Raw genomic sequence first — 12,774 nt, 5'->3', positions numbered from 1 at the left:
GCGATCTCTCCGTGCGCTAAAAACCACTCTCCCTCACACCCAACGCGGCCATCCGGCGCCAGGCCGTTCCCAGCAATGACTCACTGCGACCTTGCACCACCACCACACCGCGCAACGGCTGTGTCGGAGTAGCGATGGTGTCCAGCGTCGTAAGGCGCACCGCGTATTGAGCCTGAACCGGCTCGGGCCGCTGGTTCTGGTCGCGGCGTACGGCAATCGGTCCGTGGTGGTCTGACGTCAGCGCTTCCTGCTCAATGAAACCGGCACCATTGGCGTCGATTTCACTCAGCTGCACGGCGACCGCCGGGTGCATCGGATCTTCGGCGATAAAACGCCCATGCGCCCCGGTCGCGACCCGCCACAACTCGGCCTCCGCCAGATAACCGCGCAATCGAGCGCCTTCCTCGACGACCCTGGCCAGCGGTTCCTTGGGTGACAACCAGCGTCCGGCCGTCAATTGTGGCAACAGGTCCCGCACCTTGCCGGCCTGGGGTGCCCGGATCAGCAAGCGCTCGCGTTGTGCCGCCAAGCCGCGATATTCGGCCACCGCCTCGGCCAGACGCTGCTCGACAATCCCGGCATCGGCGGCGGTTTCACTGCGGCTGGCCTGACGGCGCATCTGCAATTGCTGGATCTGGATTTCCCGTCGGACGATGGCCTGGCGTGAGTCGAGATCGGGCGTCTCCAGTTCAATCAACACGTCGCCCTGGGCCACCAGTTGACCATCGTGGACATTCACTTGCTTGACCCGCGCCGCCACCGGCGCATGCAACGTACTGACGCGGCCCGCCTCCAGCATCACCGGCAATTCCACTGCACTGCGCCACGGCACGGCCAGCAGCAAGACAATCGCCACCAGCCCCAGGGTACTCAGCAACACCCGAGGCGCGTGGGCCTGATCGCGGCGGGACCACCACTCACGCCATTCGCGCACGATCGGCAGGAAGATGAACCACACCAGTTCCACCATCATCAGGAAGATGCCGAGCAGCTTGAAGAACAGGTGATACACCGCCAGCGCAATCCCGAAAAACAGCACCGCACGCCACAACCACGAGCCGTAGCCCCAGATCAGCAGACGCCGTTGCATCGACGGCGACCAGGGTTCCGGCGCCGGCGCGCCGTAACCAAACAAGGCTTCGCGTAATCGCCAGCGGCATAGGGCAAAGGCCCGGCCCTGAAGGTTGTCGACTTCCCAGAAATCGCTGAGCAAAAAGTAACCATCGAAACGCATGAACGGGTTGAGGTTGATCACCAGCGTGGTGATCCAGGTGGCGCTGGCGAGCATGAACGCTGCGGTGCGTCCGGGACCGTCGGGTAACAGCGACCAGGCCAGCAGCGCGATGCACGCCAGCACCAGTTCCGCCAGCACGCCGCCGGCACCGATCAGCAACCGCGCACGCCGATCATTGACCCGCCAGGCATCGCTGACATCGGTGTAGAACATCGGCAGCATCACCATGAACGCCACGCCCATGCTTTGCACCCGGCAACCGGCGCGCTTGGCCATGAATGCGTGGCCGAACTCGTGGCACAGCTTGGCGAAGAACAACGCAACCCCAAACGCCAGCGCGCCACCGAGGCTGAACAGATGCGGAAACGTCGCGATAAAACGCTGCCAGTCCCGGGACACCAGAAACACGCCGAGCATCAGGGTCGCCGGCAATCCAATACGTAACGCATACGGCCCGAAACGCTCCAGCCACGGCCAGGCGCGATTGAGAAACGCGTCCGGGCGCCACAGTGGGATGCGGAAAAACAGGTATTGATGCAACAGGATCTGCCACAGCGACTGACGTTGCGCGGCGGCTTTCAGGCTGTAGCTGGCGCGTTGTTGCGGGTCGAGGGCGCTGATCAGGTCATGGCCGCGCAAAAAGGTCAGCAGTTGATCCAGTTCGGCGCCGTCCAGCGGCAAGCCTGGCTCGCGGTTGGCGGCACGCAGGACTTGCTCGGGATCGCCCAGGGACCAGTGGCGCAGCAGACGCATCGCCGCCGCACCCAATTTGAAATAGCGCCCGCGCACCGGGTCGGCCAGGGTCCAGCGCGGCGAGCCGTCGAGGGCCGGGGCTGCCGCTTGCAGTTGCAGGTCTGCCCGCAGGCTCGGCAGGCTCATCTACAGGCCCACGCTTTGACGCAACCCGGCCAGTGGCCGACGCAACAGGTACAACGCCAGCGGCGCGCGGTCGCCAAAGATTTTGGCAGTGCCACGCAAGCCGATACGCGGCGGTGCTGCGTCGAAATTTGCGTCCAGTCGATACGCCAGTTGTCCACCGGCCGTGGGTTGCGCTTCGTAGGCCGAGCGTTCGAGTTTGGCCTGGTGCCGTTGCAGCGGATCGCTGTCGAGAAACAGTGAAACCTGCGCGCCTGGTTCCAGGGCAATCGCATCGCCGACCGCCAGTTCGATACGCAACTCGGCCTGGTTCGGGTCGGCGATTTCCATCAAGCGCTCGCCGGTCTGCACCGGTTTGCCGGTCCAGCGTTCGGCGTCGGCAAACACCGCAATGCCGTCCCGCTCGGCGCGCACTTCGCTGCGTTTGAGCAGTTCGCGAGCGTAGTCCCGTTCGGCGCGTTTTTGTTCGACCCGTGCCGCCAGCAAATCGATTTTCGAGCTGGATTCAGCATCGGCGAAGGAGCGCTGGGAGTTGGCCTTCAGTTCGGCCTCGGCCACGCCCAAGGCGCGCTGCGACACATCGGCCTGAGCCGTGAGGGTGGTGTTTTCGAATTTAAGCAGCAGGTCGCCGGTTTTCACCGTTTGATTGGGTTTGACCAGGAACTCGGTAATCACCCCGTCCAGCGGCGCAGCAACCACTCGGCCACCCAGCGGCACCACTTCGGCGGGCGCCAGCACCGATTGGCGCACCGGGATCAACAACGCCAGCAGCGCCACCGCCACCAGCGCTACCTGACGCTTGCGGGTCCAGCGCAGCCGCCACGGTTTGCGCGGTTGCAGCGCCAGCCAGGCATGGCTGTAAGTGTCGCCGAGTTGCGAGAGCAAAACTTGTTCGGAAGGGTTCCATGGCAGGTCTCGGGCCAGCCACAGACCGCCAAAGACTTGGCCTTGATGATCCACCAGCGGCAACCAGAACACCTGGGCGGCGGAAAGACTTTGCCAATCGGCGCGGATCGATTCGCTGAGCCCATCCTGCGGAATCACCCGCGCCTGTTTCAGTACTTCAAGCTTGAACAACTGCGCCACGGCCTGCTCGACGAACGCCACGAACGGCGCATTCGGGTCCACCGCACTCACGCCGGTCACAGCCTGCACCTTGCCGGCAATCAACAGCGCCGCATGGCGAAAGCCGAACAGCGCCTGGCTGTCATTGACCAGGCTGTAGGCCAGTTGCGCCGAGGTACGGGCCGCGCGGGTCAGGCGTTCGAGGTCGAGAAACCGGGCGAAGACCTGCTCGGCACCGCCGCTGAGGGGAGCGTTCACTTGAGCTCCGCGAAGCGCGCCGTTCCGCTCATGCCGGCCAACAGGCCCGTGGCGTTGGGCAGCGTCGCCACCAGCAGCAAGGTCTGGCTGCCTTCATCGATCCGCGCACCGAGGCGCTTGACCGTGGCGTCCAGCGGCTGACCGGTTTCATCGGGGACAAAACTGAAGGTCTGGCCGGGCTTGAGCTTGCCCATCCAGCGCGATGGAATCAGCAGATGAATTTCCAGGGTGCGGTTATCCACCACATCCAGCAACGGCGCGCCGGCCGCCACGCTTTCATAACGCTGGACCTTGCGCTCGACGACCTGCCCGTCAAACGGCGCCAGCACGCTGCAACGCTTGACCTGCACCTGATAAACCTGGGATTGCGCCTGAGTCTCGCTGACCTTGGCCTCAGCCCGCGCCACTTCAAAACGCCCGACGGAATTCAACGCCGCCAATTGCTTGTTGTGCGCCAGTTCTTCACTGGCCCCACGGCTGGCAGCCTGCGCAGCGTTCAGCTGGGCCTGAAAACCCGAGCAATCGAACTTCGCCAAGGTATCGCCCTTCTTGAACGACTCACCCTCGCTGAACGGCAACTCGACAATCCGCCCCGGCAACTCGCTGGCGAGCACCGCCTGATCCCGAGCCCGCAACACGCCACGGGCCTCGCTGCTGGCCTGCGCCGCGCCACCCACCGCGCTGTTTTCCAGCAACGGATCGTCTGGGGCAGGGGTTTGCGCCTGTACTGCGCACGTTACAAAGGCTAATCCGACAACCCAATTTCCAAAACGCGGCATAACCGTGACTCCCTGACGGATGGTCGGAGTCTACGACAGCGGGGGTTTGCGTCAAGCGAATAGCCATCATTGCTGAAAGAGAGCGATAGGCGATTGGTGTTCGTTTCCTTACAAACCGCCAAGAAGCGTCCTACGGCCTGCTCGGAATGCCGTCCATTGTGGGTATGGACGGATCACATTCTTTACCCACCCTTGTACGCAGCGATTAAGTTCGGCTGGCCGTTAGGGGCGCAAAAACCGGCTTCGGCCGGTTTTTCAATTTTTGCGAACTGACTATCGCTGCGCAGTCTCCACCACCGGATAAACCGACTCCCATCCCCCACCCAACGCCTTGTACAACCCCACCATCGCCAACGACACGCCCGTCGAGCTCTCAACCCATTGCTGCTGAGTCGCCAACAACTCGCCCTGCACCGTCAGCACGTTGACGAAGTCCACCACGCCTTCCACGTATTGCTGTTGTGCGGTGCGCAGGGCGATCTGGTTTTGGCGCACGGCTTCGGCGAGGCTGTCGCGGCGCAGTTGGCTGGCGTTGTAGGCGGTCAGTTGGTCGTCGATCTCATGCCAGGCGCGCAGCACGGTTTGTTGGTAGGCAATGGCTGCCTCCTGTTGCTGGGCTTCGCGTAGGTTGAGCACGCCGCGCAGGCGACCGCCATCGAACAGCGGCAGGCTGAATTGCGGGCCGATGCCGAACGAGCGTGAGCCCCAGGAGCCGAAATCGCTCAGTTGCATGGCTTGGGAACCAATGTTGCCGGACAGCGTGATTCGCGGATAGAAATCGCCCTTGGCCACGCCGATGCTGGCGGTCGCGGCATGCAAGCGCGCTTCGGCCTGACGGATGTCGGGGCGGCGTTCGGCCAGTTGCGACGGCAGGCCGATCGCGACTTGACGAGGGGTTTGCGGCACCGGGCCGTCTGTGGATAACTCGGCTTGCAGCGCTTGCGGCGGCTCGCCCATCAACAGGCTCAAGGCGTTGATCAGTTGTGACTGACGCTGCTCCAACGCTGGCAGGCGCGATTCGATGGCCGCGACTTGGGCGGCGGCTTCGGCGACGTCCAGGTCCGTCGCGACGCCGTCCGCCAGACGCAGTTGCGAGAGCTTCAAGCTATGCCGGGCGACGTCGAGGTTTTGCTCAGTGACGGCGCGGGTGTTCTGTACGCCGCGCAACTGAATGTAGTCCTGGGCGGTTTCGGCCAGCACCGACAACAGCACGCCACGGCGATCGTTTTCGGCGACTTCGAGAGTCGCGTCGGCGGCTTCGGTTTCGCGGCGCACGCGGCCCCAGAAGTCCAGTTCCCAGGACGCGGAGAAACCGGCGTCCCAGAGGTTGAAGGCCGAGCGGCCGTTTTTACCCGACGGATCGCTCAGGCCTTCGCCGCTGTTGCGTTCGCGTCCGTAGCTACCGGTGGCGGCGGTCGTCGGATAGCGGTCGGCAGTGATGACTTGGCGGGCGGCGCGGCTTTGTTGCAAGCGGCTGCTGGCGAGTTTGAGGTCGAGGTTATCGGTCAGGGCGCGTTGGCTCAGGGCTGAGAGTTTTGGGTCGTGGAAAACTTCCCACCAGCGTTCGTCCAGGGTTTGGGTAACCGCTTGGCTTTCGGCGGGCTTGGCTGGTTTTGACCATTCGGTGATTTGCTGTGGTTGGGGTTTATGGAAGTCTGGGCCGACGGTGCAGGCGCTGAGGCTCAAGACCAACAGGGTGAGTTGAGGCAACTGACCTCTTCGCGAGCAGGCTCGCTCCCACAGGGGAATGCATTTCAAGGTGGGAGCGAGCCTGCTCGCGAAGGCGCCAGACAAGCCAATAAATTTCCTCATCGCTGAACCACCTCATGCTTATCCACGCTGGCAGTATCAATCCGCGCATCCACCGACATCCCCACCCGCAACCGCTCAGCCAACGGCTGTCCCGGATCCAGCACAATCTTCACCGGAATTCGCTGCACCACTTTGGTGAAGTTGCCCGTAGCGTTGTCCGGTTTGACCGAGGCGAACGTCACCCCGGTGGCCGGCGCGATGCTTTCGACGCGACCACTCAACAGTTGGCCGCCGAGGCTGTCGACGCGCACCTGCACGTCCTGCCCCTGCTGCACATCTGTCAGTTGTGTCTCTTGGAAATTGGCCACCACGTAAGCCTGGGCCAATGGCACCACGGCGAGAATCTTGCTCCCCGGCGTGACATAAGCACCGACCCGCACTGCCCGCTCGCCGACCATGCCGTCCTGGGGCGCGACGATCCGCGTGTAGGACAGCTCGTAACTGGCAATTTCCAGCGCCGCTTGCGCGCGTTTCAACCCACCTTCGGCGGCATCGCGCTGGGCGGTGAGGATGTCCACCTGCTTGCGTTCCGCCGCCAACACCGCCGTGGCGTTGGCCAATCGAGCGGTCGCCTGATCGATGCGCGTGCGCGCCTGTTGCGCGTTCTGCACCGTACCGGCACCGACGCCCGCGAGGTGGTCGTAACGATTCAATTCATGCTCGGCGAAAGCCATTTCCGCCTTGGCTGACACCACCGTGGCCTGGGCCTGGGCGATGACCGATGTCTGGCGTTCAAGAGTCGCCCGGGCGTTTTGCAGCTGTGCCCTGGCCACCAGGGTTTCGGCGTCGGCGGCCTGGGCGGCGGCGCGCAAGTCGCGGTCATCGATCAACGCCAGCAATTGCCCGGCCTTGACCTGCTGGTTGTCTTCCACCAACACCTCTTTGATAAACCCGGCGACCCGTGGCACGACCAGGGTGAAGTCCGCCGAGACAAAAGCGTCGTTGGTGCTCTGTTGTGTGCGTTTGCCGAACAGGCCTGGCGCGACCAGGTAAATCAGCACGCCGACCGCGATCGCTGCGGCGACGCCGACAGCCACTTTTTGCTTGGTAAAAGTCGTCATAAAAACCTTCTGGTTCAGTGAAGCGTTCAAGTCGGCGCACGCGGTGGATACATCCGCGTCGGCAGCCAGAAAATCAGCAGGATCAGCGCCGCAGCGACGCCCGCCATGCACAGGTAAAGATCGGAAGCGGTCAGCACCACGGCCTGCTCGTGCAGTCGATGAGCAAGGCCGGCGCTGTCGCTGTCGGCCAGGGGTGAGTTGCCGAGGTTGTCCACCAACATGGTCGAGTGGAAATGCAGGCGGGCAGTGGTCAACGCCTCGATGATGCCGGTGGCGATCACCGCAGCCAGGCCTTTGACGGTGTTGAACCAGGCCGAGGCGAACGGGCCTTCCATCGGTGAAATGCTGCCGGTGGCCAGCATCAGCAACGGCAACACCGCCATCGGTTGACCGAAGATTTGCAGCAGTTGCAGCACGTAGAAATCATTGCGAATCCACACCGACGTCAGCTGCGAACCGCCGAGGCAGGACAGCACCAGCATGCCCAGGCCAATCCCCAGCACCCAACGGCAATCGACCCAACGAAAGTTGCACAACGCCGCCACCAACGGCAGCGCGATCAACTGCGGCAGCGCCGCGAGCAGCATGATCGGCGCGGTCTGGATCGGCCGATAACCCTGGACTTGCGCCAGGTAACTGGACGGAATCACCACCACCGCCAACAGCACCACCAGCACCCCGGCGAGGGTCAGCAAGGCGAACGACAGATTGCGAATGCCGAGCATCTGCAACTTGAAGAACGGAATCGGCTGCGACCATTCGTTGATCAGGAACAGCACCAGCAATAGCAAGCCGCCGCCGAGCAAAAAGCAGATCAGACTCGATTCGAACCAGTCCAGACGATTGCCCTGCAGGATGCCGATCACCAGCATGCAGATCGCCGGGAAACCCAGCAGCAAACCGCGCCAGTTGAATTGCTTGAGGCGCTCCAGGCGCAGTGGGTCCTGGGGCAAACCGTAAGCCACGGCGGCCATGGCGATCAGGCACGGCACGATGATTTGCCAGAAGGTCCATTGCCAGCCGACGTACTCGGTCCACAACCCGGCCAGTGGCGTGCCGAGGCCCGGGCCGAAGGTCGCGGTCAGGGCGTATCCGGCGAGGCCATAGAGTTTGACGTTGGCTGGCAGGAAACGCAGGGCGACGGTCATCAACATCGGCGGCAACGCCCCGCCCGCCAGGCCTTGCACGATGCGCATCAGCAACAGGCTTTCGTAGTTCGGCGCGAACGGGCACAACACGCCCAGCAGCGTGAAGAGACCGATGGCGTAGAGGGTGAAACGCCGCAACGAGAACGTCACCGAGCACCAGGGCGCGAACGCCATGGCCGCCACCGAGGTCGCGGTGTAACTGGCGACCAGCCAGGTGCCTTCGTCGTAACCGATGGCCAATGCGCCGCGAATGTCGGCCAGGGCAACCTTGGTCACCATCTCGTTCAGGCCCGACACCAGCACCGCCAGCAGCACGCCCACCAGGCCGATGATGATCCGCAGACCGAAGACCGGTGGCGCAGCGGCGGCAGGGCTGGTCGCGGCGAGAGGGGCCGGGGCCGTGAGGGAAGTCATGTACTGCGAGCTCCGGGAAGGGAATACCGGGGCATTTTATGGAGGGTTTGGCGTTACGAAAATTGACTTGTTGGCAGGTTATAAGTGCGTCAGACGCAATGATGACCAACCCTGTGGGAGCGGGCTTGCTCGCGAAAGCGGTGGGTCAGTCAGTATGGGTGCTGAATGTGCTGGCCTCTTCGCGAGCAAGCCCGCTCCCACAGGGGATTTGTGTTGGCTTCAAGTGGGTTGCGCGGCCAGCCAGGTTTCATCGCAACACGCTTTGAGGGTTTCGCGCATCCAGCGGTGGGCCGGGTCCTTGTCGTAGCGGGGATGCCAGGCCTGGGTCAACATCAGCGTCGGCAATGGAATCGGCAGGGTGAACGAGCGCAGTTTCAGACCTAACCGCCGTACGCTCAGCAGCGCTTCTTTCGGCACCGGCAGCAGCAGATCGGAATCGGGCAGCGCAAACATTGCCGCGTGGAAACTCGGCGCGATCACCGCCACCCGCCGCTCCAGGCCCAGTGCATTGAGCGCCGTGTCGATTGGCCCACGGGCAATCCCGCGACGGGACATGCTGATATGCGCAAACCCGGCATAACGCTCGGCGGTGATTTCTTCATCGAACAGGGGATGGTCTTCTCGCGCCAGGCCGACGAACTGGGTGGAAAACAGGTTCTGGATCTTCACCTCCGGCATCAACGGGCGATTGTTGCTGATGCTCAGGTCGATCCGCCCTTCGCGCAGCGCCTCATCGTCGCCATCGCCTTCCGGGACGAAGCGCAGCTCGCAATGCGGGGCCTGACGCTCCATGGTGTCGAACAGCTTGCCGCCATACACACCGACGAAAAAATCATTGGCGCGAATGCTGAAGCGACGACGCAAGGTGCCCAGTTCCACCGCATCGGCGGAGCGGAACAGCAGCGCCGCTTGCTCGACCACGTCGCGCACCTGCTCGCGCAGTGCCAATGCCTTGGGGGTTGGCACCAGGCCACGACCGGCGCGCACCAGGATCGGGTCGCCGATGGCTTCGCGAATGCGGGTCAGGGTGCGGCTCATGGCCGCCGGGCTGAGGTTCATCCGCCGCGCGGCGCCCACCACACTGCCCTCATCGAGCAAGGCGTCGAGGGCGACCAGCAGGTTCATGTCCGGGAGTTGCATGCTGAGCACTCATGACTGATCAGGATTGATTCAGGCGCAATGCTAGCAAACATCCTCAGAGTAATGTGTTGACCGGTCCGGCCCCTTCGCGAGCAAGCCCGCTCCCACAGGGTTCTTCAGTGGATGAAATTTTGTGCAGGACCAAAAAACCTGTGGGAGCGGGCTTGCTCGCGAAGAGGCCCGGCCAGGCACTACAAAACTCAGCGCTGCATCCCCCACCGCTTCACCGTCACCCGCTCCAGGGTGTCAAACACCAGGTTCTCCACCAGCAACCCAATCAAGATCACCACCGCCAACCCGGCAAACACTTTGTCGGTGTACAGCTCATTGCGGTTCTGAAAAATATACCAACCCAAACCACCCTTGCCGCTGGTCGCGCCAAACACCAATTCAGCCGCGATCAACGTGCGCCAGGCAAACGCCCAGCCGATTTTCAACCCGGCCAGGATCGACGGCAGCGCCGCCGGAATCAGGATGAACAGCACGAAGCGCATGCCCTTTAGGCCATAGTTGCGACCGGCCATGCGCAGGGTTTCCGAGACACCGAGAAACCCGGCGTAAGTGTTCAAGGCCAAGGCCCAAAGCACTGAATGCACCAGCACGAAAATCAGGCTGTTCTGCCCCAGGCCAAACCACAGCAGCGCCAGCGGCAACAGCGCAATCGCCGGCAGCGGGTTGAACATCGAGGTCAGGGTACTCAGCAGATCGCGACCAAACTGCGTCGAGACCGCCAGCGTGGTCAGGGCAAACGCCAGGACGATGCCGATCAGGTAACCCTTGAGCAACACCACCAGGGAAATCCAGACTTTGCCCAGCAATTCGCCGCTGAGCAGTCCGTCGTAGAGTGCGCTGCTGGTTTGCAGAAAACTCGGCAGCAGCAAGTCGTTGTTCTGAATGCGGGCAACTACTTCCCACAGCACCGCGAGCAAAATCAGGATCAGGCTTTTACGAATCCAGGCCTGTTGCCAAATGCGCTGGCCGAGGGGCAATTCGCGCTCCAGCGGTACGCTCGTCAGGGGCTCCAGGACGGTTTCAAATTCTTTGCGTGCAGATGACAACTGGCTCATCGGGCAATCCTCTCAATGGCTCAGTAAGCGATGCGAATATCGGAGAAATCCAGCTCGCGCTCGGTTTCCGGGGACTGGCCTTCATCGAACAACAACCGATGAATGCGCCGCGCCGATTCCTGGAACGCCACGCCACCGAGGCTGTGCAAATCGTATTGATGGCTGTGAACTTCCGCCCGCACCCGCCCCGGATGCGGCGACAGCAACAGGATGCGGTTGCCCACCACCAGCGCTTCTTCGATGGAGTGCGTGACGAACAGCAGCGTGAACCGCACCTCCTCCCAAAGCAGCAGCAATTCTTCCTGCATCTTGCGTCGGGTCAACGCGTCGAGGGCGGCGAAGGGTTCGTCCATCAAGAGGATTTTCGGCTGCATCGCCAACGCACGGGCAATCGCCACCCGCGCCTTCATGCCACCGGACAAGGTGTGCGGGTAGGCATCGGCAAACGCCGCCAACCCGACCTTGTCCAGGTAGTGCAGCGCTCGCTCTTCAGCCTCTTTACGTTTGAGGGTTTTCGACGCCAGCAGCGGAAACATCACGTTCTGTTTGACGGTTTTCCACGGTGGCAGTTGATCGAATTCCTGGAACACCACGATCCGGTCCGGACCCGGTGCATTAACGGCTTGGCCTTGAAGGCGAATCTCGCCCTCGCACGGCTGGATAAACCCGGCCACCGCTTTGAGCAACGTCGATTTACCGCACCCGGACGGGCCGAGCAGCACAAAGCGGTCCGCCGGATCGATCTCGAAACTGACTTGATGGGTGGCCCGAACCACACGCTGCGGCGTGCGGTATTCGAGGCTGACGTGATCGACCGAGAGCAGCGCTTCGGCTGCCGGTGCGATCGGGTTGCTGGCCGTGTGGCCTTGCAAAGGGGCGTTCATGTCGATCAGCTCCCTTGCAGCGGTTTGGCATCCTGGAAGAAGTAGTCCTTCCACGAATCCGGTTTGTTTTTGATCGCGCCGACGCGGTAGAGGAATTCCGCCAGCGGGTAGGTATTTTTCGGCGTGACGCTGAATTCGAACTGCGGGTTGTCGATGATTTTCAGCAGCGCAGCGCGGTCGATTTTCGCTTTGGTCACACGGATGTAAGTGTCGGCTGCCGCACCTTTGTCGTTCTGGGCGAACTCGGCGGCTTCGGTCAACGCTTCGACGAAGGCCTTATAGGTTTTCGGGTTCTCGTCACGGAATTTCTCGGTGGCAAACAGCACTGTTGGCGAGTTCGGGCCAAGCAGGTCGTAGGTGTTCAGCACCACATGGACGTTGGGATTAGCCAACGCCTGATCCTGGAATGGCGGGTTGGAGAAGTGCCCGGTCAACTCGGTGCCGCCAGCAATCAGCGCAGCGGTCGCGTCCGGGTGCGGAACGGCGATGGTGTACTTGTCGAGGCGATTGAATTCCTTGTCGCCCCACTGTTTGGCCGCCGCGTACTGCAGGAAGCGCGACTGCACCGAAACGCCAACCGCCGGCACCGCGATGCGGTCCTTCTCGGTGAAGTCGGCGATGGTTTTGACCTTGGGATTGTTGCTTACCAGGTAGTACGGGAAGTTACCGAGGGACGCCACGGCTTTGACGTTCTGCTTGCCGTGGGTGCGATCCCAAATGGTCAGCAACGGACCGACGCCGGCCCCGGCAATGTCGATGGAGCCGGAGAGCAACGCATCGTTGACCGCCGCGCCGCCCGAGAGCTGAGTCCAATCGACTTTGATGTCGATGCCTTCCTGCTTGCCGTACTTCTCGATCAGTCCTTGATCACGCACCACGTTGAGCAACAGATAAACGATACCGAACTGTTCGGCGATACGGATTTCACCTTCGGCGTGGGCCACGGTCGGCGCCACCAGGCTGCCGGCGATCAGGCTGAAACCCAGACCGATGGCCGCCGCCAACGGCGCGAATGGAAGACGTTTGGACATGATGG

Annotated in this window: 10 protein-coding genes; all 10 read right to left on the bottom strand. The window is 62.5% G+C overall.

All coding sequences use genetic code 11. The features are described 5' to 3' along the window. Positions 1-16: 16 nt before the first annotated feature. Positions 17-2,113 carry a biotin/lipoyl-binding protein gene (locus tag ACIQY3_RS24610; protein WP_403024780.1) on the bottom strand — a complete coding sequence of 699 codons (2,097 nt, stop codon included), beginning with the start codon at positions 2,111-2,113 and terminating at the stop codon, positions 17-19. After that, positions 2,114-3,433 (bottom strand): efflux RND transporter periplasmic adaptor subunit, encoded by a 1,320-nt coding sequence (locus ACIQY3_RS24605; protein WP_403024778.1) that lies wholly within the window; start codon positions 3,431-3,433, stop codon positions 2,114-2,116. It abuts the gene before it with no gap. Next, positions 3,430-4,212: an efflux RND transporter periplasmic adaptor subunit gene (locus tag ACIQY3_RS24600; RefSeq protein WP_403024775.1), complete on the bottom strand. Its 783-nt coding sequence runs from the start codon at positions 4,210-4,212 to the stop codon at positions 3,430-3,432. Before ACIQY3_RS24600 ends, ACIQY3_RS24605 begins: the two co-directional genes overlap by 4 nt. A gap of 273 nt (positions 4,213-4,485) precedes the next feature. Beyond that, complete coding sequence (locus ACIQY3_RS24595) at positions 4,486-6,024, bottom strand: efflux transporter outer membrane subunit (RefSeq protein WP_403024772.1); 1,539 nt, start codon at positions 6,022-6,024, stop codon at positions 4,486-4,488. Further along, positions 6,021-7,085: an HlyD family secretion protein gene (locus ACIQY3_RS24590; protein WP_403024769.1), complete on the bottom strand. Its 1,065-nt coding sequence runs from the start codon at positions 7,083-7,085 to the stop codon at positions 6,021-6,023. Before ACIQY3_RS24590 ends, ACIQY3_RS24595 begins: the two co-directional genes overlap by 4 nt. A 26-nt stretch (positions 7,086-7,111) precedes the next feature. Continuing rightward, positions 7,112-8,647 (bottom strand): MFS transporter, encoded by a 1,536-nt coding sequence (locus ACIQY3_RS24585; protein WP_403024766.1) that lies wholly within the window; start codon positions 8,645-8,647, stop codon positions 7,112-7,114. A 219-nt stretch (positions 8,648-8,866) separates the two neighbouring features. Then, positions 8,867-9,787, bottom strand: a complete 921-nt coding sequence (locus tag ACIQY3_RS24580) for a LysR family transcriptional regulator (protein ID WP_403024763.1) — start codon at positions 9,785-9,787, stop codon at positions 8,867-8,869. A 200-nt stretch (positions 9,788-9,987) separates the two neighbouring features. Continuing rightward, positions 9,988-10,854: an ABC transporter permease gene (locus tag ACIQY3_RS24575; RefSeq protein ID WP_403024760.1), complete on the bottom strand. Its 867-nt coding sequence runs from the start codon at positions 10,852-10,854 to the stop codon at positions 9,988-9,990. Between the two features lie 20 nt (positions 10,855-10,874). Further along, positions 10,875-11,738 carry an ABC transporter ATP-binding protein gene (locus tag ACIQY3_RS24570; protein ID WP_403024757.1) on the bottom strand — a complete coding sequence of 288 codons (864 nt, stop codon included), beginning with the start codon at positions 11,736-11,738 and terminating at the stop codon, positions 10,875-10,877. A 5-nt stretch (positions 11,739-11,743) separates the two neighbouring features. Beyond that, positions 11,744-12,769, bottom strand: a complete 1,026-nt coding sequence (locus ACIQY3_RS24565) for an ABC transporter substrate-binding protein (protein ID WP_403024754.1) — start codon at positions 12,767-12,769, stop codon at positions 11,744-11,746. Between the last annotated feature and the right edge of the window lie 5 nt (positions 12,770-12,774).

It is taken from the genome of Pseudomonas sp. NPDC096950 (assembly GCF_044762525.1).
Classification (GTDB): Bacteria; Pseudomonadota; Gammaproteobacteria; order Pseudomonadales; family Pseudomonadaceae; genus Aquipseudomonas.
Note: the sequence above shows the minus strand (reverse complement) of the source record. Positions and strands in the feature narration are given on the sequence as shown.

Bases quoted from the DNA above. Each gene is read 5' to 3' on its own strand.
- ACIQY3_RS24595 (WP_403024772.1), bottom strand. From the start codon at position 6,024: ATGAGGAAATTTATTGGCTTGTCTGGCGCCTTCGCGAGCAGGCTCGCT.
- ACIQY3_RS24570 (WP_403024757.1), bottom strand. From the start codon at position 11,738: ATGAACGCCCCTTTGCAAGGCCACACGGCCAGCAACCCGATCGCACCG.
- ACIQY3_RS24610 (WP_403024780.1), bottom strand. From the start codon at position 2,113: ATGAGCCTGCCGAGCCTGCGGGCAGACCTGCAACTGCAAGCGGCAGCC.
- ACIQY3_RS24590 (WP_403024769.1), bottom strand. From the start codon at position 7,085: ATGACGACTTTTACCAAGCAAAAAGTGGCTGTCGGCGTCGCCGCAGCG.
- ACIQY3_RS24585 (WP_403024766.1), bottom strand. From the start codon at position 8,647: ATGACTTCCCTCACGGCCCCGGCCCCTCTCGCCGCGACCAGCCCTGCC.
- ACIQY3_RS24600 (WP_403024775.1), bottom strand. From the start codon at position 4,212: ATGCCGCGTTTTGGAAATTGGGTTGTCGGATTAGCCTTTGTAACGTGC.
- ACIQY3_RS24565 (WP_403024754.1), bottom strand. From the start codon at position 12,769: ATGTCCAAACGTCTTCCATTCGCGCCGTTGGCGGCGGCCATCGGTCTG.
- ACIQY3_RS24580 (WP_403024763.1), bottom strand. From the start codon at position 9,787: ATGCAACTCCCGGACATGAACCTGCTGGTCGCCCTCGACGCCTTGCTC.
- ACIQY3_RS24575 (WP_403024760.1), bottom strand. From the start codon at position 10,854: ATGAGCCAGTTGTCATCTGCACGCAAAGAATTTGAAACCGTCCTGGAG.